The sequence below is a fragment of the Pirellulales bacterium genome (assembly GCA_019694455.1).
Taxonomy (GTDB): domain Bacteria; phylum Planctomycetota; class Planctomycetia; order Pirellulales; family JAEUIK01; genus JAIBBY01.
Genome location: JAIBBY010000040.1, coordinates 1 through 22,499 on the forward strand (window position 1 = coordinate 1; position 22,499 = coordinate 22,499).

The window sequence follows — 22,499 nt, forward strand, 5'->3', positions numbered from 1 at the left end:
AGGGGCGGCGGGAATCGAACTCGCAACCTCCGGTTTTGGAGACCGGCGCTCTGCCAATTGAGCTACACCCCTAGCTCGGCCCGGCGGGGGCCAAAAGACGCGGCCCGTCGCCGGGCCGCGTTGGTTGTCTGCTAACGAAGCATCGCCCCGCGGTGGCGGCGACGCCCGCATTGCGCGTTGTCGTTTACTCCAAGATCTTGGTGACCACGCCCGAACCGACCGTCTTGCCGCCTTCGCGAATGGCGAAGCGAACGCCATCGTCCATGGCGATCGGCGAGATCAGTTCGACCTTGATACGAGCGTTGTCGCCCGGCATGCACATCTCGGCGTCGCCGATGAGCTGCGCGGTGCCGGTGACATCGGTGGTGCGGAAGTAGAACTGCGGGCGGTAACCGCTAAAGAACGGCGTGTGACGCCCGCCTTCCTCCTTCGACAACACGTAAACTTCGGCCTCGAATTTGGTATGCGGCGTGATCGATCCGGGCTTGGCCAGCACCTGGCCGCGCTCGATTTCTTCGCGCTTGATGCCGCGAAGCAGGCAGCCGACGTTATCTCCGGCCTGGCCCTGATCGAGTGTCTTGTTGAACATTTCGACGCCCGTGACCGTGGTCTTGCGCGGTGCGGTGGTGAGCCCGAGGATTTCGATTTCCTCGCCCACCTTGACCAAGCCACGCTCGATGCGGCCCGTGACCACCGTGCCGCGACCTTCGATCGAGAACACGTCTTCGATGGCCATCAGGAACGGCTTGTCGATTTCGCGGACCGGCTCGGGAATGTAGGAGTCGATCGCGTCCATCAGCTCGCCGATGCACTTGTTGGCTTCGGGATCGGCCGGCTTGTCGTATGCCGGGCGGGCGGCGCCGCGAATGATCGGAATCTCGTCTCCAGGGAAGCCGTGGTGCGTGAGCAACTCGCGCAGTTCCAACTCGACCAGTTCGAGCAACTCGGGGTCGTCGACCAGATCGCACTTGTTGAGGAAGACCACCAAGGCGGGCACGCCGACCTGACGCGCCAACAGGATGTGCTCACGGGTCTGCGGCATGGGGCCGTCAGCGGCCGACACCACCAGGATGGCGCCGTCCATCTGGGCGGCGCCGGTGATCATGTTCTTGATGAAGTCGGCATGGCCCGGACAGTCGATGTGGGCGTAGTGACGATTCGGCGACTCGTACTCGACGTGACTGACGGCGATGGTCACGGTCTTGGTTTCGTCGCGGACGGTGCCCCCCTTGGCGATGTCGGAGTAGGCCTTGAATTTGGCCATCCCCTTAGCGGCCTGCACGGCAAGGATGGCGCCGGTGAGGGTCGTCTTGCCGTGATCGATGTGACCGATCGTGCCGACGTTTACATGCGGTTTCTTGCGTTCAAAATTATCCTTAGCCATTGCTCTCCCTAATCTCTACCTAAAACCAGGCGGTCGGCCGTTGTTGTTGAAATTGATCAAACCCAAGAGCTGCTGATGGGATTTGAACCCGTGACCTCGTCCTTACCAAGGACGCGCTCTACCAACTGAGCTACAGCAGCAGTTGCGGCTATTCGCTGGCGTAGCGAACAGGTCGCTTTATTGTGGGGTGTGTCCTCATCGCAGTTGTCGTCGTATCTCGCTTTTGCGGCCCCTACTACTCGCGCCCCTTGTTGTTCGGACCTCGCCCCTCGACTGGCCCGTTCGTCGTTGCCCCTCGTTGTCGCCCCGCGCACTCAGCTTGTTGCCTTCGTTTCCAACATGCACTCGCCAGAGCGGGTGAAGGGAATCGAACCCTCGTCTTTAGCTTGGAAGGCTATTGCTCTACCATTGAGCTACACCCGCGTTCGATCCTCTTTTCTCGCTCTCTTTGCCGCGCCAAGCGGCCCTAGTTAATGGGGGGTACAGGATTCGAACCTGTGAAGGCATAAGCCATCAGATTTACAGTCTGACCCCTTTGACCGCTCGGGAAACCCCCCGTTCACATCTCCTCGGGGGCGAGCCCCACGCACACCTTCAATCCGCTCAAAACCGGCCTTCTCGGCCGATCGAAATTACTTTCGTTCACGCTGCATTTGCCGGCCAGTTTCCATCCAGCCGGCGAGTCGCCCAAACTGCGGGCGAACACGAGCTAGCGGAGGGACTTGAACCCACAACCTGCTGATTACAAATCAGCTGCTCTGCCAATTGAGCTACGCTAGCCGACTGAGGATGCCGGAAAACCAGTAACTATAAAGAAACAAAGGCTGTATGCAAGGCGGGCTCGCACGAAAATCCGCGCAAAAACCTTGCCCGGCTCGTCAACGTGCCGCGCCAAGCGCCGCACGCCACCAACCGGCATCGCTCCCGTGGCGATTTTCGCAACTCGCGCACAAAATAGACGGACGATCCGAGCGTCGGGTTCGACTCTCGGATCGTCCGTAATCGATCCGCATCGCAGTTGCTGGCGACTACACGCCAGGAACCTCGATCCGTTCATCTTCGGCCGCTTTACGCAGCTTCATCAGCGCACGGGCCTCGATTTGGCGAATCCGTTCCTTGGTGACCCCCAGCTCGGCCCCAACTTCTTTCAGGGTCAATGGTTCGTGACCACGTTCCAGGCCAAAGCGGCTGATGATGATCTTTTGCTCCCGCTCGTCGAGCGCGTCCAAAATCCGGCCAATCTGCGTCTCCCGCGAGCGCTGAGCCAATTCCAGCTCAAACTGATCGCTGCGAACATCCTGCGTCGCCGAGAACATCTCGTCGTGGCTGGTGCGAAAGCGATCACGCTGTCGATGCTCGTCCGGGATGGTGCGAGCATAGTTCTTCATAATCGCCCAGGTGGCGTATGTGCTGAACTTGTTGCCGCGACCGTAATCGAACTTTTCCACCGCCCGCATCAGCGAGACGTTGCCATCGCTCACCAGCTCGAAAAAGTCGCCGGTGGCGCCGACATGCCGCTTGGCGATCGACACGACCAGACGCAGATTTGCCCGAATGATCTGGTTCTTGGTGTCGATTGCCTGCTGATGCAGCCCTTCGATCTCATCCATCAAGGCGCTTTTGGGTCGCAGCGGATCGATCTGGTTGCGCAGCTTGCCCGCCCGATACTTCAGGTAGTTGTACTTGCGGAAAAGATGCCCTTCCTGCTCGCGATTGAGCAGCGGCACCTCGTACAGGCTTTGCAGGTAGGGGGGCAACCCGCTCGGCAGGCGCACCGCACGGGGGGCGGTGGGCGAGGCCGGCATCGGCGTCAAAATCACGCGATCCGCGTTTGCCTTTTCAAACTCTGGGCTGGGAATAAAGTCGAGCGGCAAGTCCAGAATCTGGCGCGCCCGCATCTCGTTGATGACGCGGTAAATGCTGGTCTTGGTGCGGCAGTGCTGCTTGGCCAACGCGTCGACCGTGATGCCACGGCGATATTGCTGATAAATCCGCTGCTTCACGTGGTCGGCCAGCGTGCCGGAATGCTCCGGAAACACCGCACTGTCGGGATGCTCGCCATCGAACTGCTTGATCGTGTAGCGAACAGTCTCGACGCTGCGATCGAAGCGGCGAGCGACCCGCTTCATCGCTTCGGCGGGGCACGCCCCGGCCTGAATCAGACGCCGCGAGCGCTCGATGATCTGATCGCGTTCCGCGTCGTCAAGCTGGCTAAAGCTCGAGCCACGGCGCACACGGTCCTCGTTGGCGGTTACAAACCGCTCCACCGAGCTACGCAAAAAGCCGACGCGCTTTCGCCCGTCGAACACAAATCGCCGGCTGACCAGCCCCTGCTGGCGCCAGCGCGACACGGTCTTGGTCGACACGTTGTAACGCTTGCTCAGATCTTCGACGGTGAGCACAGGCTCGCCTGCGGTGTCAGCCGCCACGTTGGCGGCATCGGAGAGGTCTTCGACCCACAGCCGCAGGTCGTGCTGCAAATCCTTGCCGGCGCACTTCTGCGACTTGCGCGCGCTGCAGGCGCCTTCGGTCAAGCGCTGGCAAACGAAATCAAAGCTGTAATTGCGCTTGGGGTCGATTTCGCTCAACAGGCGCTCGGCCCGATCGACGTATTCCATTTGGCGTTCACGCGGGGCTTGTTCCACCTCGTGATCGCGCAATTGACGCAAGCTGGCAAGCAAATAGTCGGTATGCATGGCTAACTTCTTCTCCAAACCAATCCACGCCTGTCGGTGTTCCGGCAATTCCCTCGCCCGACAGGCGGCACTCCTGAAAAACAGCCTGGCCGATGCCCAAAATGGTCCATTGCTGAGCCAATCCCGGCGTCCGCTACAAGTTGTACGTAACCAAGTGTCCAGTCGCCCAAACAAACTTCAACTTTTTTGACAAATTCTTGGGACCTTAGGTTCCGTCGCGAGCTGGCAAATTTTCTCTTTGCGCCATAACCGTTTGTGTCCACTGACCCGCCCCACGGTCACTCCCCTAAGCGGGGACGTAACTTTTCAATGGAATTCGCTCCCCCAGTCGGTCGATCTAGGACAAGCCGTTCCATCGATCAGGGCCGCCTGGGGACTATTGAATGCAAGGCTTTACGCGATTTTGGGTTGCGCTGATTTTGGTCGCTTGTCTGCTCGACCCAGCGGCCGCAGCGGAAACCTATAACCTGCGGCCCGACCTGACCGTGGGCCGCACCTCGCATATCGAAACCCTGTTGGAGGTCACCGGCAATCTGAAGCTGCCGGACCAAGAGCAGGTGAAGACGCTGCCGATGCAGGCGGTCGGTTCGGCCAACTACGATGAGCGTTTGGTGGATGTCGAGGCCGCCACAGCGCGACGCTCGATTCGGTGCTTCGACAAAGCGACCGCCAAGCTCACGATCGACGGCAAATCGCAAGAGCCGCTGCTCGATCCCGAACACTCGGCGATCGTAGGCGACTGGACCGGCCAGCAATTGCGACTGTTTTGCCCGGACGGGCACATCGCGCGCGAGGAACTCGATCTGCTTTCGACGCCGGGCGATAGCCTGATTGTCGATGCTCTGTTGCCCGATCAGTCGGTGGCGATCGAGGATCGTTGGCAACACACGCCCGACCTGATGGCGGCCTTGGTGGGAGTCGATGCGGTCAGCACTTCGGACGCCGAGAGCGTGCTGATCGAAGCCAATGACGCCGAGGCGAAATGCGAACTGCAAGGAAAACTGCTCGGCGCGATTGGCGGCGTGGCCACCGAGATCGAGGTGAAAGCAAAGTACACCTTCGACTTTGCCGCCCGCCGCGTGACCTGGTTGGCGCTACTGATCAAAGAGAATCGCTCGATCGGGCATGCCGCGCCGGGCGTAGACGCCACGGCCCGCTTGCAGCTTAAGATTGAGCCAATTCAGCAGTCAAAACTGCTGCCGGCAGTGGTGGCGGGCAAACAACACGCCCCAACCGACGATCAACTGCTGCTCGCCTACTATGGCCTGAACGACGAATTCAGCTTTCTTTACGATCGACGTTGGCTGCTGCTGACCGAAGAGCCCAAAGGGGCGGTGTTTCGACTGATCGATCGGGGCGAACTGGTGGCACAATGCAACGTGGTGCCCCTCACGCGCACTGAAAAACCGGTGCCGTTGGCCAAGTTTCAGCTCGATATCCAAAAAGCTCTGGGCGAGGGGTTTGGGCAGTTCGTCACCGCCTCGCAGAACAGCGACGACCCGAGCCGACTGGTGTATCGCGTGGTGGCGACGGGCAAGGTGGAAGAACTGCCGATGCAGTGGATCTACTATCTGATGACCACTCCGGCGGGCCAGCAATCGCTTTTGATCTTCGCGGTCGAAACGCCGATGTTGGAAGCCTTTGGCAACGCCGACGAGGCGATTGTCGCGCAACTTAGGTTCAATCCGATTGCGCAGCAGACGGCCCAGGGCGGAGCATCGCCAGACAAGCCGGCCTTGAAATAAGACTTGCCTCATTTTCTCCGGTCGCATTCCTGGCGACAATGTCGCGGTGACATTGTTGATTTGCCTGGGAGAGGACCGCATGCGACGCGCGATCATCACTTTGTTATCGCTGCTCTTGGCGTCCCCAATGGCGAGCGGGGGCGACGCCGAATTGCTGGTCGATAGCGCCCGCGCCGCGCTCGCCGCCGGCAAGCTGGACGAAGCGGCCGCCAAGGCCAGGCAAGCCATTGACGCGTCGCCGGCCGATGCCCGGCCGCGCCTACTGCTGGCGAGCATCCACGAACAACGTCGCGCGTATCGCGATGCCGCAGTGGCATACAGCGACATTTTGAGTTTGAAGGGGCTGCCGCTCGCGCCGGCCAGCGCCGCTGAAATCCACGACCGCCGTGGCAGCGCGCATTTTTTGGCTGGCGAAATTGACGCCTCCATCGCCGATTTCGACAAGGCCATCGAGCTCGACCCCGGCCGGCTGGCGGGGCACTGGAAGCGAGGCATTTCGTACTACTACGCTGGGCGATTCGCCGAGGGGCGCCGCCAATTCGAGGCCTATCAAACGGTCGATGCCAATGACGTGGAGAACGCCGTGTGGTGCTACATATGCCACGCCAGGGAGGAATCGCTCGAAGCCGCGGCCAAACAGTTGTTGCCGATCCAGCGCGACCGCCGCGTGCCGCTGATGGAGATTTACCGCCTGTTTGCTGGAAAAGGCGCGCCCAACGATGTGCTTGCTGCCGCGCGGGCCGGTAAGCCCGGCGAGCAAGAATTGCGCGAGCGGTTGTTCTTTGCGCAGCTTTATTTAGGACTCTGGCACGAGGCGCACGGTCGCTCCGCCGAGTCGCTGGCCGCCATGCGCGAGGCGGCAACGCACGCCAGTGACAGCGGCTATATGTGGGAAGTGCCTCGCGTGCATCTGCAATTGCGATCTGGCGAGAAAGCGCCGGAGTAATGCCCGGCGTCAGGGACTGCCGGGCGCGGCGGGCAGCGGTTCGAAGAGCAGCCGAGCGCCCAGCGCCAGATTGTGCGCCGCCACCGTCGGCAGATAGGCGCGCAGCACTACCTGGCGGCCATCCAGATCGGCGCGAGTGAACTCGGCCAGCGTGGCGAGCATTTTTGGCAGGCGAGCCAACACCTTGCGGTCGTAGTCGGTGGCCGCGCGGTCTTTGAGTTCTGATTCCAGTCGCGCCGCCGCTTCGCCAACCCGGTCGCGAAAATCGCGCAATAGCACCGCCGGTTTGCGATCGGCGCTGGAGGCGATGCGCAGCTCAAGAAACAGCCGCTCGTCGAGGTTCAAGCTCACGAGCGCCCCCTCGGTTGTGCGCGGAAAGAACCAAGTCAACCAGTCGCGGACGTGTTGATACTGGTCGCGCAGCAGCGGCTTGCCGCTGTTGAGCCAGAAGCTGGGAGCGAACAACACGGTGAAGTGCCGACTCGCATCGCTGTGCGCCAAGAGTTCGTCGAACTCCCGGCGCCGCGGTCGATCTTTGCTCGCCCCGGCCGACAGTTCTCTGGCCAGCGCCGTCGGCGCACGGACAATCAGACGGCCATCTTGTTCGGGTGGAAGAAAATAGGTGTTGTCCCCTTGCGGGAATGTCGTGGCGTTAACGCGGGAAGTCTTGCCGTTGGACTGGGAGTCAGTCGCGGCGGGTCGCGCGGTTGTCGTCCCCCAGGCGGCTTGCAACTCCGTCACTGGCTTGGCCGTCTTGGTCATCCCAGCCAGCGTGATGCGCGGCGCCTCGTCGCCGGGGGTTAGCCCGATGGTGAGCCACTGCAAATCGTCGAGCGCGACCCCCAATTGCCGTGGCGCCTCGACTTGCAGCCATTCGCCCAACTCGCCGGCTGCCGCGAGCACATGCGCCGCTTCGGGGTGTTTTAGAAAATCGTCGACGCGCCAATACAAGACGACCTGCGCTGCGGTCGGCACGTAATCGAGCGGCGAGCTTAGTGCCTCGCCTTGTGTTGGCGGCGACCAGAGCGGAAGGCTCCCCGATGCCGGTTGGGCTTGCGCCGCCGAGACGCCTAGCAGGGCCAGCAGGGAGAGGCAGCAGGTTCGCATCGCAATTTCTCGTGAAAACAGCCACAATTCGCGCGGCAGATTCGACTCCGGGCCCGCAACGTATACGATTGTAACGTCGCCCCACCCCCCGCCGCTTGTCTTGCTGGCCTCAAAGCTCGCGGCCTATGATTCGATCGAATTGGGCACGCCAGGCGCATTCCGCGAACAAGGAGTTGGCATGCGAGCATTCGAGGCCACGGGCTACTACTTCAATCGCGCGGCTGATCAACTCGATCTGACCAGCAATATGCGCACTCTGCTCCTCACCCCAATGCGCGAGATTCGCGTGCAGGTGTCTGTGGAGATGGACAACGGCGAGGTGACCACTTTCATTGGCTACCGCGTGCAGCACGACAACGCCCGCGGCCCGATGAAGGGAGGACTACGGTTTCATCCCGATGTCGATCTCGACGAGGTGCGTTCGCTCGCGGCGCTGATGACCTGGAAGACCGCAGTGGTCGATTTGCCGTACGGCGGCGCCAAAGGGGGCATCGCCGTCGATCCGCGCAAGCTCAGCCCGCGCGAACTGGAAACCATCACGCGCAAGTTTGTCGATCAAATCCACGACCTGGTTGGTCCGACGGTTGATATTCCGGCGCCCGACATGGGCACCAACGCCGAGGTAATGGCTTGGTTTGCAAACCAATACGCGAAGTACCACGGATTCAGTCCCGCCTGCGTGACCGGCAAGCCAGTCGAGTTGCACGGCCTGCCCGGCCGAGAAGAAGCGACGGGCCGAGGGGTGGGCATCCTGGCCTATAAGTTCATTGGCCGCTTGAATCGCAAACCGCGCGATACGCGAGTGGCTATCCAGGGCTTTGGCAATGTGGGCTCGCACGCCGCCAAGTTCTTGCACGAGGCCGATTTTAAGGTGGTGGCGGTCAGCGATTTGAGCGGGGCGTACTATCGGCCCGAGGGGCTCGACGTAGCCGCGATGCTACGCCACTCGCTGCAAAACAAGGGGTTGTTGACTGGCTACCCGGATGCCGAGCATTTGGAGCCGTCGCGCTTGTTTGGGCTCGACGTGGAACTTTTGATTCCGGCGGCGCTGGGGGATGTCATCAACACCACCAACATGGAGCAAATCAAGGCACCGTTGATCCTGGAGGCTGCGAACGGCCCAACCGATCCCGAGGCCGATGCGTATTTAGAGAAGCAAGGTGTGACGATTTTGCCGGACATTCTGGCAAATGCTGGCGGTGTGACCGCAAGTTACTTCGAATGGGTCCAAAATCTGCAACACTACCAGTGGGGACTCAACCGCGTGCGACAGGAGCTAGATCGCGTTATGACGGACGCCTTTGAACGCGTTTGGCAGATCGCGCAAGAGCGCAAGGTGAGTCTCCGCACGGCGGCGTACATCCTGGGCATTGGCCGCGTGGGCCGTGCCACGGTGCTAGGCGGAATCGCATAGGCGAGGAACAGAGCGATGTTGAATCATCAGGGGGAACCGGCAGCGACGAAAGATCGGGCGTTGCCCGTTGGCGTGGCCGCAGCCGCGCTGGCCGACGTGCCGATCTTTTCCAATCTCTCGACCAAGGAGCGCGAACAGCTTGCCTCCGTGGCTCATACCGAGCGTTACGCGACCGGCGATATGATCTTTCGCGAAGGGGGCCGCGACGCGCGCTTGTGCGTGGTGCTGTCCGGCCAATGCGAAGTGATTTGCCACCCCGCCCATGACGGCGCTGCTTCCCCGCTGCGACTGGCGGTGCTGGAGCGGAACGACAGCTTTGGCGAGATGTCGTTCTTTGATCGGGCTCCGCACTCGGCCGATGTGCGCGCGGCGAGCCCCGTGGAACTATTGTGCATCGATAGCGCCGAGTTCGATCGCTTGACCGAGGCGGGCTCGACAGCGGCCTGCAAGCTGGCGCTGGGCTCGGTGCGCACGCTGGCCGAGCGGCTACGGCGGATGGATCACTGGGTCGCTCAGTTGGCCGGCGCCGAAACGCGCCGCGTCCGCGTCGACGAGTGGAACAATTTCCGCAAGCAACTACAGGGCATCTGGAAGGCTTAGCGGCCTGACCGGTGATACTCAGGCGGCCAGGCGGCGCCCATCAGGCGTACGAGGTCCGCCGTCGCTTGGCGTCGCCATCCGACTTGCCGGGCTTTGTCTTGGCGACCGCGGCCAGAATCTGGCTTGCCGCCGCGACATCCTCTGCGTTCACGTCGAGATGGGTCACAGCGCGAATCTGCCGCTCGCTGATTGCCAGCATCAATAGGCCGCGCTCTTGTAGCCGTGTGGCGACGTAGGCCGCGGTTCCCAAATGCGGAGCGATGCCAAAGATGACGATGTTGGTGTCGACCTCTTCTGGTTCGAGCGAAAAGCCGTCGATCGCCCGTATGGCGTCGGCCAAGCGCTTGGCGTTGGCGTGGTCTTCAGCGAGGCGGTCGATGTGATGCTCCAGCGCGTACAAGGCGCCTGCCGCGATGACGCCCGCCTGCCGCATACCGCCGCCAAACAGCTTGCGATGGCGTCGCGCCTTGCGGATATGCTCGTGGGTGCCGGCCAGGGCCGAGCCGACCGGAGCGCCCAGCCCCTTGCTGAAGCAAACGCTTACGGTATCGAAGTGGCTCGACCAGCGATCGGCCGCGACGCCGGTGGCCACCACCGCGTTGAAGAGCCGTGCCCCATCGAGATGCGTGGCCAGCCCCTTGCCGTGCGCCCAGCCGCAGATGGCCTCGATACTCTCATAGGGAAATACCTTGCCGCCACCGCGATTATGCGTGTTTTCCAGACACACAAGCCGCGTGCGCGGCAAATGATCGTCGCCGCCGCGAACCAAGCCTTCGAGCTGAGACAGTTCCAGCACGCCAAACTTGCCCGGCACGGTGCGCGCGGCGACGCCGCTTAGCTGCACATACCCGGCCTGCTCGTAGTTGTAGATATGGCAGCCCGCCTCGCAGATCATTTCGTCCCCTGGCTGCGTGTGCACCTTGACGCCGATTTGATTGGTCATGGTGCCCGAGGGGGCGTAAATAGCGGCTTCCTTGCCCAGCAGCGCGGCAAGGCGTTCCTCCAAGGCGCAAACGGTGGGGTCCTCGCCAAACACATCGTCTCCCACTTCAGCGGCGGCCATGGCGGAACGCATCGCCAGCGTGGGGCGGGTCACCGTATCGCTGCGAAAGTCGAGCAAACGAGCGGGCATGACGTCTCCTGGAGGGTTGAATCGGGGACCAAGATTCGGCCGAATCGTTCTATCGCGGGGCGGAAGGTGTCACAAGCCAAACCGAAACCAAGTCCTTTTCAGAAACCGGGTTACCTTACACAATGGCCAATCGGCCGCTCCCGAACCCCACCGTGCTGATGGCTGTCTGAATTAGGCTGAATATCAGACATTGTTTCGCTCCCTTCCGCGCAAGGCAAAAACGGTTTGAAAATCACCCGCATCGACACCCGACACGACGACGTGGCCCAGGCGCTGGCCGCCGTGCGTGAGCGCCTGAGTCCGCGCGGCGACATCGTCAGCGAGGCGGGTCGGCGCCGTACGATCGAGGTGTTTGGCGAGGCGCTGCGGCCCAGCCAGGTGGTCGAGCGCATCTGCCGCGACGTGCGCGAGCAGGGGTGGGCCGCCGTGCTTGGCTACACACACAAACTCGACGGCGCCGAGTTGACGCCCGAAACGGTGCGCGTGCCGGCGCATGAGCTTGTCGAGGCGCATCGCGCGGTCGAGCCAGAGTTCCTGTCGACCATCCGCCAAATTCGCGACAATATCCTGCGCTTTCAGCGCGAACTGGTCCCGCGCGACGTGCGCTTGCCGCTGGCCGGTGGCGGCCATCTGGGCCAGCGCTACTTGCCGCTGTCGCGGGTTGGCATCTGCGTGCCAGGGGGCGCGGCGGCTTATCCATCGACGGTGCTGATGACCGCCGTGCCGGCGCAGGCGGCCGGCGTACGCGAGTTGGTGGTGGTCGCTCCGCCAACTCCTTTTGGCTCTTACAACCGCGATCTGCTGGCCACTTGTCACGAGTTGGGCATCGACGAGGTGTATCGCATCGGCGGCGCGCAGGCCGTGGCCGCGCTCGCCTATGGCGTGCCAGGGGTGGCCAAGGTCGACAAGATCGTGGGGCCGGGCAATCTGTTCGTGGCGCTAGCCAAGAAGCTGGTGTATGGCGACGTCGATATCGACTCGATCGCTGGCCCTAGCGAGGTAGTGGTGATCGGCGACCAGTCGACGCGGGCCGACTACACGGCGGCCGACATGATCGCCCAGGCGGAGCACTCCCCCGGGGCGAGCATCCTGGTCACCTGGAGCAGCGAATTGGCCGGCGCTGTCGCGCTAGAACTCGACCGGCAACTGGCGCGACTAGAACGTAGCGACCTGGCCCGTCAGAGCCTGGAAAGCTTTGGCGCGATCATCCTGACGCGCGACGCCGACGAGGCTTGCGCCATCGCCGACTTGTTGGCCGCCGAGCACCTGCACATCGCCACGCAAGACGCCGAGGCGCTATTGGCTAAAATTCCGCACGCGGGCGCCGCCTTTCTCGGTCCCTATTCGCCGGTGGCGGTAGGTGATTACGTCGCTGGCCCATCGCATGTGCTGCCGACCGGCGGCACGGCGCACTTTTTCAGCGCGCTGTCGGCGCTCGACTTTGTGCGCGGCACTAGCGTGATCCACTTCACCGCCGACGACCTGCAAGCGGCCGCCCCCGCGGTGCGCGTCATGGCCGACAAGGAGGGGCTGACGGCGCACCGCGCCAGCGTCGATATTCGCTTGCCGAAGGAGAGCCCATAAGTGTCGCATTTTCGCGCCGAAATCGACCGAATGACGGGCTACGCGCCGGGCGAGCAGCCGCAGGTGGGCAAGTTCATCAAGCTCAACACCAACGAGAACCCGTATCGCTGCTCGCCGGCGGTGAATCGGGCCATCCAAACCGTGCTGGAGCGCGGACTGGAGCGCTATTCCGACTCGATGGCCACCGCCTTTCGCGAACGCGCCGCCGATGTGCTGGGGGTCGGCCCCGATTGGATCATGGCCGCCAACGGCAGCGACGAAATCTTGACCATCGTCACCCGCGCCTTTGTCGGCGAGGGGCAGCGCATCCGTTTGCCATTTCCCAGCTACATCCTCTACAAGACCTTGGCCGAAATCCAAGGCGCGCAAAGCGAAGAAGTTCATTTTCGGCGCGACTGGACGCTCGGCGACGACTTTTCGCAGGCCGCCGCCGACCTGCGACTGGTGTTTCTGCCTAATCCCAACAGCCCCTCGGGCACCGTGCTGTCGCCGGCGCGGGTGCTGGAAATCGCCCAGCGGCTTCCCTGCCCTTTGTTGGTCGACGAGGCCTATGTCGATTTCGCCGAGACAAGCTGCCTCGACCTGGTGAAGCAGACCGACAAGGTGCTGATCTCGCGGACCTTCAGCAAGTCGTACGCGCTGGCCGGGCTGCGATTTGGATTTGTCGTGGCGCAGCCGCACGTGATCGCGGGGCTGGTCAAACTCAAAGATTCCTACAACTGCGACGCCCTATCGATCGCCGGCGCGGTGGCCGCCATCGACGACCAGCGCTGGTTGGCCGAGACGCGCGGCAAGATCATCGCCACGCGCGAGCGGATGACCCGCGCTTTGCGCGAGTTGGGTTTCGACGCCGTCGACAGCCAGGCCAATTTTGTCTGGTGCCCACACCCGCAAGTACCGGTCAAGCCGCTCTACGAGCGACTCAAGGAGAACCGGGTGTTGGTCAGGTACATGCATTATGCGGGCTGGGGGGACGGCCTACGCATTTCGATCGGGGCCGACGATCAGGTCGATGCCTGTCTGGCCCTCTTGAAGGGTATGATTTGACAGGCAGCAAATCGACTAGGATTTGCCGTTCAGCGCCGCTCGCCAACACCACCCCAAAGCCAACATCGGCTCCGACCGCATGGCACGCACCGCCAAAATACAACGCCGCACCGCCGAAACGGCGATCGAGTTGGAACTCAACCTCGATGGCGCCGGCATCGCCAATGTGGCGACCGGAGTCGGCTTTCTGGACCACATGCTCACGCTGTTGGCGCGGCATGCCGCCATCGACCTGACAGTCAATGCGCTCGGCGACCTGCATGTCGATCAGCATCACACGGTTGAGGATGTCGGCATCTGCCTCGGCCAGGCCATGCGGCAGGCCCTGGGAGACAAGGCGGGCATTCGTCGCTACGGGCACTTCACGCTTCCCATGGATGAGACGCTGGTGACCACCGCGCTTGACCTGGGGGGGCGTTACTACCTGGTGTTCGACGCCAAGTTTCCTAGCGAAAAGATCGGCCAGTTCGATACCGAGCTGGTCGAAGACTTTTGGCAGGCGGTGGCGGCCAACGCGCTGGCTAATCTGCATGTAGTGTTGCACCACGGGCGCAACAGCCATCACATCGCCGAGGCGATCTTCAAATCGACTGCCCGTTCGCTACGGATGGCGCTGGAGCACGATCCGCGCATGCCGGGCGTGCCGAGCACCAAAGGCACGCTCACCGAATAGCGCGACCGCCGCCGCCTGCGGCGCGGTTACGGTTTGACGGGCACCTTGGCGATCGATACCCACACCTCGTCGCCAACGCTCACGCGTTGCAGCGGCGCGGGGTCGAACTCGATTTCCAGGCTGCCATGCACACGCTCCCAGACGATTTGCGTGATGGTGCCGACCATGGTGTCGCCGCGATAAACGGGGTCTCCCAGCGCCACGTTCACGTCCACCCCGTCCAGGCCGCCATATTTGCCGCGATGGGCGGGCGTGTCTCCCAGGTAGGCGGCGTCCAGGCTGTGCAACACCGGAAACACAAACCGGCCGTCCCGAGGGGCGCTTGGCGCCTTCTGATAGTTGAAACCCAGGCCGACCAGGGCGACGGCCACAATCGCTGGTCCAAGTAGCAACGGAAGCTTGGCGACGCGCATGCGAATTACTCCATTCGGGGTGACATCGAGACGGGTTCGCATGAGATTGTAGCGACTGCCGCGGCCAGAATTATTTGCAATCGGTCGCAGCCGGCGCCTATCATCACAGGCGCTCGTCTCATCTTGTCGGTCCGCGCTGCCTGGGCCGCCGGCGCACCACGTTTGCGGCCAGGTCGGCGACTTACTCGTCCTCTGAAGGAGCCCGCCATGAGTCGTGGTCATGAAGCCGCCACCGAGCGTCGCGATTTTCTCAAGCAGGGATTGCTGGCCGCCGCGGGGGGCGCTGTTCTCCCCTCGGCCCTCGCGTTCGCCGCTGCTCCCGATCAGAAAGAGATAGCCACCACGGCCACAGGGCTGCCGATGAAGCCATTTGGCAAGACCGGGCATGTGCTGCCGATCCTCGGCATGGGCGGATCGGCCTTTGTGAAGATGTTCATTCAGGCCTATGGCGTGCCGCTGCCGCCGATGGAAGAAAGCGCGCGGCTGGTGCGCTACGCCTTTGACCAAGGCATCCGCTATTTCGACACTGCCCGCGTCTATGGCGAAAGCGAAAAAATATTTGGCCAGGGTTTGGCCGGCGTGCGCGATCAGGTGTACCTGGCCACCAAGTGCCATGCCATGGAGGCGAAGGGGGTGCGGCCGATGCTGGAGAAGTCGCTCTCCGAGTTGAACACGGACTATGTCGATTGCGTGCAGATCCACAGCCCGGCGATTGAGAAGATCGGCTTCGACGGCGCCATGCAGTTGCACGCCGAACTGGTCAAACTGCGCGATGAGAAGCTGCTGAGGTTCATCGGACTGACGACGCACGTGGCGTTTGAAGACGTACTCAAGATGATCTCCACGGGCGGCTTCGATCAAACACTGTTGGCGTATGGCTACTTTCGCAAGGGGATGGATACCATTCTCTCGCATCGCAACCTGGAACTGCGCGAAATGTGCCTTGCCAAGGCGCACGAGCAGGGCATGGCGATCGTGGCGATGAAGGTGATGGGCGCCAACATCTTGGGCCACAACGCGGCCAATCTCGTGCCCGACGCGGCGCCCGAGTCGCTGGCCAAGTTGCCGCCGGCAGCGATCCGCTGGGTGTTGCAAGACGAGCGAGTGTCGCTACTCAATATCGGCGTCTCGATGCAGAGCGATCTCGATCAGAATCTGGCGACGCTCCGCGGCGATCTGCGTTACACCAATGCCGACGCGATGGCGCTGGCCAACTTCTCTGCCCGCGCTTACGAAGCGCCGCTGGTCAAGGAGATGCAGGTCACCTGGCTCGGCAGCGATGGCGTCGTGGCGTGAAGGGCGCGGCTGCGTTTGGCGCGAATGAAGTTTGGGGCGTCACAAGCGATTCTTCAAGGCCCTGGCCGTCCGTCGAAGACTTCTCCACACTGTTAGGCTGCCTTGCGGCGCGCGGCGGGCTGGGTAAACGCTGCGATCTGGGCGCGATCGAGCGGTTGATAGGCCGTGCCCCCCTTGTCCGCCGGTTGCTCGATCCAAAACTGCGTTTGGTCGTTCACTACGCGTGGCAGGTAAAACCATGCGCGGGCCAGCGCGTCGTTGTTGTGGCAGGCCGCGATCACCACGATATCGAACTTGCCTAGCCCATTGGCCATGCGGGCCAGCACCGAATAGACGTCGCCGGGGAGCAACCGGGTTTGTGCGCCGGTGGGACGCAGCCGGCAGTGCGCCTCTTTGAGCGGCAGCGGCGCGCCTTGCTCTTCGCCTCGCAGATCGAACGGGTCGATCGCCACATACCGCACCTCGGCGCGCGGGCGCCCCAGCCCGGCAACCTGGATTAGGCGCGCGGCGCGAGCAGCATCGCCCACGCCGATCTCCAGGATGGCGCCGGCTCGCTGGCGCCGGATGGCGCGATAGAGCAGGCGTTCTCCCACGGGACGCGAGAACCAAGCGAGATACCAATAGCGCAGCCGCTCGGCGAACGACACGGTCCAGCTCCCAGCTTGCCAAAGTTTGGAATCGGTGAGGCTCTGGCGTTCCCCGTGCAAGCCGCTCCGGCATTCCCTGCCGTCGTCGTAGGTCGGCCGGCGCACAGCGCGCCAGCCGGTGCATGGCTTGCTCCTTACAGGCAAATTCGACCGGCACGAACGGCAAATCGAAGGAATCGCGAGTTACCGAACAAGCCCCACCAGCCGGCAGGGTTTATCAGGCAGTTGGCGCCGCGCGGTGGGCGCTGGCCGAGCCGGCCAGACCCTTTCGGGCGCAGCCACTTCGCCGGTATACTCTTACGTCGATTCGCAAGTCGTTCGGACCGGCGTCCCGATCACACTTCATGAAGCGGGCGCCGCTGCGTTTTTCCCAATTTAGCTCAGCACCGATCCCGCGTTGCCTGGCGCTCGGTCCATGGCGCGTGGAGGTCGCAATTCGAGGCCCTGTCATGCAGACCATCTTGGTGACCGGCGGCGCCGGCTTCATCGGCAGTTGTTTTGTCCGCCAATGGATCGCTGAAGAATCGACCCAGCTCGTCAATCTGGACAAGCTCACCTACGCGGGCAACCTCGATTCGCTAGCGCCGGTCGAAGGCAACTCGCGACACATTTTTGTGCAGGGAGACATTGCCGATCGTGAATTGGTGGGCCGCCTGCTGGCCGAACATCGACCGCGGGCCATCGTCAACTTCGCGGCCGAGTCGCATGTCGATCGCTCGATCGACGGCCCGGCGGAGTTCGTGCAAACCAATGTGGTCGGCACGTTTGAATTGCTCGAAGCCACGCGTGAATATCTGAAAGGTCTGACGCCCGGCGAGCGCGACGGCTTTCGCTTCTTGCATGTCTCGACCGACGAGGTGTATGGATCGCTGGGAGACGAGGGCAAATTTCTGGAGACCACCCCTTATTCGCCCAACTCCCCCTACTCGGCATCGAAGGCGGCGAGCGACCACTTTGTGCGGGCGTATCATCACACCTTTGGCGTGCCGACGTTGGTCACCAACTGCTCGAACAACTATGGGCCGTACCAGTTTCCCGAGAAGCTCTTGCCGTTGATGATTACCAAGTGTTTCAAGGGAGAACCGCTGCCGCTCTATGGCGACGGCATGAACATTCGCGACTGGCTGTTTGTCGAAGATCATTGCCACGCGATCCGCGCGGTGCTTGCCGCCGGCAAGGTGGGCGAAACTTACAACGTGGGGGGCAATTGCGAACGCACCAACAAGGACGTGGTGCATGCGATCTGCGACACCGTCGATCGGCTGCGTCCCGATTTGAAGCATCGTCCCTGCCGCAACCTGATTACCCGCGTCGCCGATCGCCCCGGACACGACCGCCGCTACGCCATCGACGCCGGCAAGATCGAGCGCGACCTGGGCTGGAAACCGGCGCAGAATTTCGAGTCGGGGCTCGAACTGACTATTCGCTGGTATATGGACCATCCGGTATGGGTCGAGCGCGTCTTGTCGGGCAAGTACCAGCAGGAGCGATTGGGAGTGGGGTGAGAGAACAGAAGCGAGCGGTTAGTGACCCCTCATCCGACCTGCACGCACCATCTTTCCCGGCTACGCGGGGGCGAAGGCCGAACTCGACGTGGAAGCGGCCGCCACGCCAAGGGTTGGCTATTGAGAAACGACGCAAACACTAAGGTCAGCGAACACTCAGAGCGAAGCATCGACCAATGAGCGAACCAGTGCTGTGCAAGAAGGGGATCATTCTGGCGGGCGGATCGGGGACGCGCTTGCACCCCATCACCAAGGCGGTGAGCAAACAACTGCTGCCGATCTACGACAAGCCGATGATCTACTATCCCTTGTCGACGTTGATGCTGGCCGGCATTCGCGATGTGCTCTTGATCAGCACGCCCGAGGACATCGGCGGCTTTGAGCGACTGTTGGGAGACGGCGCCCAGCTTGGCATCTCGATTCGCTACGCTCAGCAACCCAAGCCCGAGGGGCTGGCACAGGCTTTCATCATCGGGCGCGAGTTCGTGGGCCGCGACCACTGCGCCCTGGTGCTGGGCGACAATTTGTTTTACGGCCAAGGCTTTCAACAGATGTTAGTGCGGGCGGCGTCGCAGCCGGTCGGCGCCACCGTCTTTGCCTACATGGTCAAAGATCCCGAGCGTTACGGCGTGGTGGCGTTCGACGCTGACGGTCGCGCCAATTCGCTGGAAGAGAAGCCCAAGCAGCCCAAAAGCAACTGGGCGGTGACGGGCCTCTACTTTTACGACAACCAGGTGATCGACATCGCGGCCCATCTCAAGCCTTCCGCCCGCGGCGAATTGGAAATCACCGATGTCAACCGGGTGTATCTGGAACGCGCCGAGTTGCGGGTGGAGCGATTCTCGCGCGGCTTCGCCTGGCTCGATACCGGCACACCCGACTCGCTGATTGAGGCGGCCAACTTCATCGAAGCGATCGAAAAGCGGCAGGGGCTCAAAATCTCTTGTCTGGAAGAGATCGCCTACAACAAGGGCTTTATCAACGCGGCCCAGCTTGAGCAGTTGGCCGCCAAGCTCAAGAACACCTACGGCGACTATCTGCGCGATTTACTGGCGCACCCGCCGGCGCGCGGTTGAAACAGGCCTACGCGCTTCTTGTTGAACGCCGCGCCGCGCTTGCGCCCGCGTGATGAGCAGGTAGAAGGCGCCGCGGCACTCGGTCACCTGGCCAGAGACGGTCCAGGAGAGACTGGCGCCGTCGACATCCAATTTGTCGGCCACACGCTGCAGATTGAGATTCTCCAGCGTGATGAGCCGCGCCCCGCCCGGCAGCACAAACACCAAGCGATCTCCCTGGCGCACAAAGCTGCCCGCTGTCGATTCGAGGGTGGCGCCTTCGCGCAGCGCCGGCGAGGAGCTTGGTATCTGGTCGAGCAGGCTCTCTCGCCCCACGCGCGGCGACTGCGCGGCACACGGCTCATTAAGAACCAAACAAGTGAGCGCCGCTCCCATCCAAACCAAGTTTCGCAACTGCCAGCGCCCCCGCGTTTAGCCCGGCCGTGGCATGGCCAGACTGTGCAAGATGAGCACCGAGCCGACCGACACGGTGGCCCAGCCGAGCCACTCGGGCGGCACGACGACTTTGCGCGGCGCCGGGCCCTCGGCGGCCCAAAGTTGCGAAATACCGGTGGCTGCCTGCTCATGCGGCTTGCCAAAGCGCTGGGCCAGCCAGTGCGTAGTCTTTTCGGTGAGCACGTAGGAATCGACAAAGCGAAGCTGGATGCCTAGGGCGAGCACCACCAGCCCGATCATGAACCACTGATTGCGATTGATTTCCATGGTCCGCTTGACCTCTGCGCGACGGCACGCCGGGGGGCACACTTCGCCACGCGTCCTGCGCGGCGGCTCCTTGCTGCTATCGGGCGGCCGCTAGCAGCGACTTCAACTGTGCCAGTGGAGATTGGCGCAAGCGACACGACACGCGCAAAACCGCGTTCGAGCGGCGCGCGTGGCGCGGATTGTAGGGGCGGCGAGCGCTGCTAACGCAGATTCGATTCGCCCGTCTGCGATCGCCAGCCGAGCTTGTCGAGCAGGCTCTTGGCTTCCTCGTGCAATGAGCTGGCGGCCGAATCGCCCAACAGGTCGCTCTTGCCCGCCTGCACGATGGCGGCGACCAGCGCCTTGTGCTCGTTCCAGTCGTTGACCTGGAATTTGCGAACATCGACGTAGGTCTCTTCGAAATTGGCGGTCAGCTTCGGCACGAACTGGTAGCCGTCGTTGGTGCGCAGCACGTGGTACTTGAGCGCGGTGAAACACACAATGGCGCCGCAGATCGCGCCGAAAAGAAAGCTGCCCAAACGGCTCATGACAAACGCCTCCAAGTTGCGAAAGACTCTTCCATTGAGGCGCAGAGAGTAATCCAAATCGCGCCGGCGGCTCAAGACGAGTCTGACGACTTGGTAAAGTGGGTGAACTTTATGTATGGGACTCGTCTCGATTTGCGGCCGCGAAGTCAGTTGGCGCGGTCCGGGTGTGACCGGTCCCGCGCCGCAGGCGACTAAGCAACCAGTCGCAATGACTTGCCCATTCCGAGGCGGCGTCTATAGCGCAGCCGAATACTACCTTCTTGTCGGACGGGGGGGTATGTTGATTGGGCCGCGATTTAAGGCGGCGTTTTAGAGTGTAGACATCGCGGCCCGCGCCGCGCTCAATAAGGACGTGCCACGTGGAATTGGAGAAGATTCTGCCGAACAACACGCTGCTGGCGTATCTCTACAACTGTCGCCGCAGCATGTTTCGCCCCAAGGTCGCCGATTCGACCGGCATGGAGATGACCGGTGGATCGCTGCTCATGCGCTCATTGATCTTCCGGCGACTCTTGACCCGCGAGTTGCTGTCGCCCGATGAAAAGTATGTCGGCCTTGTTCTGCCGCCATCGGGCGGGTCGGTGCTGGCCAATGTGGCGCTGCCATTGGCGGGCCGCATCGCGGTGAATCTCAATTACACCGCTTCGTCCGAGGCGCTCAATTCGTGCATCCGCCAATGCGGCATCAAGCATGTGCTCACCAGCAAACGGGTTCTCCAGCGCATCAAGCTCGACTTGAACGCCAAAGTCGTTTGCCTGGAAGACCTGATCCCCAAGGTGACCAAGGCCGACAAACTGCTCGGCGCGCTGCAGGCGTACACCATGCCCGTGCCGCTATTGGCGCGACTGTGTGGCGTGCATCGTATTCAACCCGACGACGTGCTGACCGTGCTGTTCACGTCGGGTTCGACGGGAGAGCCCAAGGGGGTGATGCTCACGCACCGCAATGTTGGGTCGAACGTGCAGGCGATCGACGAAGTCATCCATCTGACCGAAAACGATTGCGCCGCCGGCGTGCTGCCGTTCTTTCACTCTTATGGCTACACGGCCACGCTCTGGACCATGCTCTGCTTGCGTCCCAAGGCGGTGTACCATTTCTCGCCGCTCGAGGCGCAACAGGTGGGTGAACTGGTGCGCAAGCATCGCGCCACCATCATGATGGCCACCCCCACGTTTCTTCGCGCTTATCTCAAGCGCTGCGAACCGGAGGATTTCGCCGCCTGCGATGTGGTGTTCGCCAGCGCCGAGAAGTTGCCGGTCGAATTGTCTGACGCGTTTGAGAACAAGTTCAACGTACGGCCAGTTGAGGCATATGGCGCCACCGAGTTGTCTCCCTTGGTCGCGGTGAACGTGCCGGAGAGCCGCGCGCCCACGCACGACCGCTCTTTCACTCGGGAAGGGACTGTGGGGCGCCCGATTCCCGGCGTGCTCGCCAAGATTGTGCATCCGGAGACGGGCGAAGAGTTGCCGCAAGGCACGCCCGGCATGTTGTTGATTGGCGGTCCGGGCGTGATGAAGGGTTATTTAGGCCGGCCCGATCTCACCGCGCTGGTGGTGCGAGACGGCTGGTACGTGACCGGCGACATCGCGCTGATCGACGCCGACGGGTTCATCAAGATTACGGGACGCGAAAGCCGCTTTTCCAAGATCGGCGGCGAGATGGTGCCGCACATCCGCATCGAGGAGTTGATTCAAAAAGTCGTCTCGGCCGACGAAGAGCAACTGAAGGCGGTCGTCACCGCCGTGCCCGATGCGCGCAAGGGAGAGCGGCTAGTCGTCCTGCACACCTCGCTCAGCAAGCGGCCCGACGAGATCTGCCGGGAACTCAGCGAGACGGGCATTCCGAATCTTTGGATTCCCTCGCCCGACAGCTTCGCCGAAGTCGACGAGATACCCGTATTGGGAACCGGCAAGCTCGATCTCAAGGCGCTCAAGACCTTGGCGCTCGAGCGGTTTGCGATGTAGGCGACGCCATCGCGAGTGAGCAAAAAAAAAGGCCCCGCGTA

General features: G+C 62.3%; 20 protein-coding genes and 5 tRNA genes. 11 read left to right on the forward strand and 14 right to left on the reverse strand.

The window, feature by feature from the left end:
- The 7 genes from K1X71_15250 to K1X71_15280 form a co-directional block, all read right to left on the reverse strand.
- A tRNA-Trp gene (locus tag K1X71_15250) sits at positions 1-72 on the reverse strand.
- Between the two features lie 112 nt (positions 73-184).
- Positions 185-1,384 carry an elongation factor Tu gene (gene tuf, locus K1X71_15255; GenBank protein MBX7074502.1) on the reverse strand — a complete coding sequence of 400 codons (1,200 nt, stop codon included), beginning with the start codon at positions 1,382-1,384 and terminating at the stop codon, positions 185-187.
- A 67-nt stretch (positions 1,385-1,451) separates the two neighbouring features.
- Positions 1,452-1,524 (reverse strand) — tRNA-Thr (locus K1X71_15260).
- Between the two features lie 212 nt (positions 1,525-1,736).
- Positions 1,737-1,807: transfer RNA gene (locus K1X71_15265), tRNA-Gly, on the reverse strand.
- A gap of 51 nt (positions 1,808-1,858) precedes the next feature.
- Positions 1,859-1,941 (reverse strand) — tRNA-Tyr (locus tag K1X71_15270).
- Positions 1,942-2,091: 150 nt separating this feature from the next.
- Positions 2,092-2,164: transfer RNA gene (locus K1X71_15275), tRNA-Thr, on the reverse strand.
- 248 nt (positions 2,165-2,412) lie between these two features.
- On the reverse strand, positions 2,413-4,080 hold the full coding sequence (locus K1X71_15280; GenBank protein MBX7074503.1) for a sigma-70 family RNA polymerase sigma factor: 1,668 nt from the start codon (positions 4,078-4,080) through the stop codon (positions 2,413-2,415).
- A 383-nt stretch (positions 4,081-4,463) separates the two neighbouring features.
- Here K1X71_15280 and K1X71_15285 point away from each other — a divergent pair, with 383 nt between their 5' ends.
- Positions 4,464-5,825 (forward strand): hypothetical protein, encoded by a 1,362-nt coding sequence (locus K1X71_15285; protein MBX7074504.1) that lies wholly within the window; start codon positions 4,464-4,466, stop codon positions 5,823-5,825.
- A gap of 79 nt (positions 5,826-5,904) precedes the next feature.
- Positions 5,905-6,771 (forward strand): tetratricopeptide repeat protein, encoded by an 867-nt coding sequence (locus K1X71_15290; GenBank protein ID MBX7074505.1) that lies wholly within the window; start codon positions 5,905-5,907, stop codon positions 6,769-6,771.
- A gap of 9 nt (positions 6,772-6,780) precedes the next feature.
- On the opposite strand, the gene K1X71_15295 is transcribed toward K1X71_15290, so the two are convergent.
- Positions 6,781-7,878 (reverse strand): hypothetical protein, encoded by a 1,098-nt coding sequence (locus K1X71_15295; protein MBX7074506.1) that lies wholly within the window; start codon positions 7,876-7,878, stop codon positions 6,781-6,783.
- Positions 7,879-8,056: 178 nt separating this feature from the next.
- Here K1X71_15295 and K1X71_15300 point away from each other — a divergent pair, with 178 nt between their 5' ends.
- Positions 8,057-9,292, forward strand: a complete 1,236-nt coding sequence (locus K1X71_15300) for a glutamate dehydrogenase (GenBank protein ID MBX7074507.1) — start codon at positions 8,057-8,059, stop codon at positions 9,290-9,292.
- Between the two features lie 15 nt (positions 9,293-9,307).
- A complete protein-coding gene (locus K1X71_15305) occupies positions 9,308-9,892 on the forward strand; it encodes a cyclic nucleotide-binding domain-containing protein (GenBank protein ID MBX7074508.1) in 585 nt (194 codons plus the stop codon).
- Between the two features lie 40 nt (positions 9,893-9,932).
- Here the strand turns inward: K1X71_15305 and K1X71_15310 are convergent, their stop codons facing one another.
- Positions 9,933-11,024 carry a low specificity L-threonine aldolase gene (locus K1X71_15310; GenBank protein ID MBX7074509.1) on the reverse strand — a complete coding sequence of 364 codons (1,092 nt, stop codon included), beginning with the start codon at positions 11,022-11,024 and terminating at the stop codon, positions 9,933-9,935.
- Between the two features lie 225 nt (positions 11,025-11,249).
- On the opposite strand from K1X71_15310, the gene hisD reads away from it, so the two are divergent.
- From hisD to hisB, 3 genes are all read left to right on the forward strand, one after another.
- The gene (gene hisD / locus K1X71_15315; protein MBX7074510.1) at positions 11,250-12,608 is read left to right on the forward strand and encodes a histidinol dehydrogenase; all 1,359 of its coding nucleotides are present in this window, start codon (positions 11,250-11,252) and stop codon (positions 12,606-12,608) included.
- Entirely contained in the window at positions 12,609-13,655 is a 1,047-nt protein-coding gene (gene hisC / locus K1X71_15320) for a histidinol-phosphate transaminase (protein MBX7074511.1), read from the forward strand. It abuts the gene before it with no gap.
- A 79-nt stretch (positions 13,656-13,734) separates the two neighbouring features.
- Positions 13,735-14,328 carry an imidazoleglycerol-phosphate dehydratase HisB gene (gene hisB, locus K1X71_15325; protein ID MBX7074512.1) on the forward strand — a complete coding sequence of 198 codons (594 nt, stop codon included), beginning with the start codon at positions 13,735-13,737 and terminating at the stop codon, positions 14,326-14,328.
- 26 nt (positions 14,329-14,354) lie between these two features.
- Here hisB and K1X71_15330 read toward each other — a convergent pair whose 3' ends face one another.
- Positions 14,355-14,741 (reverse strand): hypothetical protein, encoded by a 387-nt coding sequence (locus tag K1X71_15330; GenBank protein MBX7074513.1) that lies wholly within the window; start codon positions 14,739-14,741, stop codon positions 14,355-14,357.
- A 207-nt stretch (positions 14,742-14,948) separates the two neighbouring features.
- Between K1X71_15330 and K1X71_15335 the strand changes: the two genes are divergently transcribed.
- Positions 14,949-16,037 carry an aldo/keto reductase gene (locus K1X71_15335; protein ID MBX7074514.1) on the forward strand — a complete coding sequence of 363 codons (1,089 nt, stop codon included), beginning with the start codon at positions 14,949-14,951 and terminating at the stop codon, positions 16,035-16,037.
- A 92-nt stretch (positions 16,038-16,129) separates the two neighbouring features.
- Here the strand turns inward: K1X71_15335 and K1X71_15340 are convergent, their stop codons facing one another.
- Positions 16,130-16,684, reverse strand: coding sequence for a hypothetical protein (locus tag K1X71_15340; GenBank protein MBX7074515.1), 555 nt, complete (start codon positions 16,682-16,684; stop codon positions 16,130-16,132).
- Positions 16,685-17,133: 449 nt separating this feature from the next.
- Here K1X71_15340 and rfbB point away from each other — a divergent pair, with 449 nt between their 5' ends.
- Together rfbB and rfbA are read left to right on the forward strand one after the other, a co-directional pair.
- Complete coding sequence (gene rfbB, locus K1X71_15345) at positions 17,134-18,189, forward strand: dTDP-glucose 4,6-dehydratase (GenBank protein ID MBX7074516.1); 1,056 nt, start codon at positions 17,134-17,136, stop codon at positions 18,187-18,189.
- A 176-nt stretch (positions 18,190-18,365) separates the two neighbouring features.
- Positions 18,366-19,265, forward strand: a complete 900-nt coding sequence (gene rfbA, locus K1X71_15350) for a glucose-1-phosphate thymidylyltransferase RfbA (GenBank protein MBX7074517.1) — start codon at positions 18,366-18,368, stop codon at positions 19,263-19,265.
- Here rfbA and K1X71_15355 read toward each other — a convergent pair.
- From K1X71_15355 to K1X71_15365, 3 genes are all read right to left on the reverse strand, one after another.
- Complete coding sequence (locus tag K1X71_15355) at positions 19,236-19,658, reverse strand: hypothetical protein (protein MBX7074518.1); 423 nt, start codon at positions 19,656-19,658, stop codon at positions 19,236-19,238. The genes rfbA and K1X71_15355 overlap by 30 nt on opposite strands.
- A gap of 18 nt (positions 19,659-19,676) precedes the next feature.
- Positions 19,677-19,967, reverse strand: coding sequence for a hypothetical protein (locus K1X71_15360; protein MBX7074519.1), 291 nt, complete (start codon positions 19,965-19,967; stop codon positions 19,677-19,679).
- 200 nt (positions 19,968-20,167) lie between these two features.
- Positions 20,168-20,494, reverse strand: coding sequence for a hypothetical protein (locus tag K1X71_15365; protein ID MBX7074520.1), 327 nt, complete (start codon positions 20,492-20,494; stop codon positions 20,168-20,170).
- 359 nt (positions 20,495-20,853) lie between these two features.
- Here K1X71_15365 and K1X71_15370 point away from each other — a divergent pair, with 359 nt between their 5' ends.
- Positions 20,854-22,458 carry an AMP-binding protein gene (locus K1X71_15370; protein MBX7074521.1) on the forward strand — a complete coding sequence of 535 codons (1,605 nt, stop codon included), beginning with the start codon at positions 20,854-20,856 and terminating at the stop codon, positions 22,456-22,458.
- The last annotated feature ends 41 nt before the right edge of the window (positions 22,459-22,499 follow it).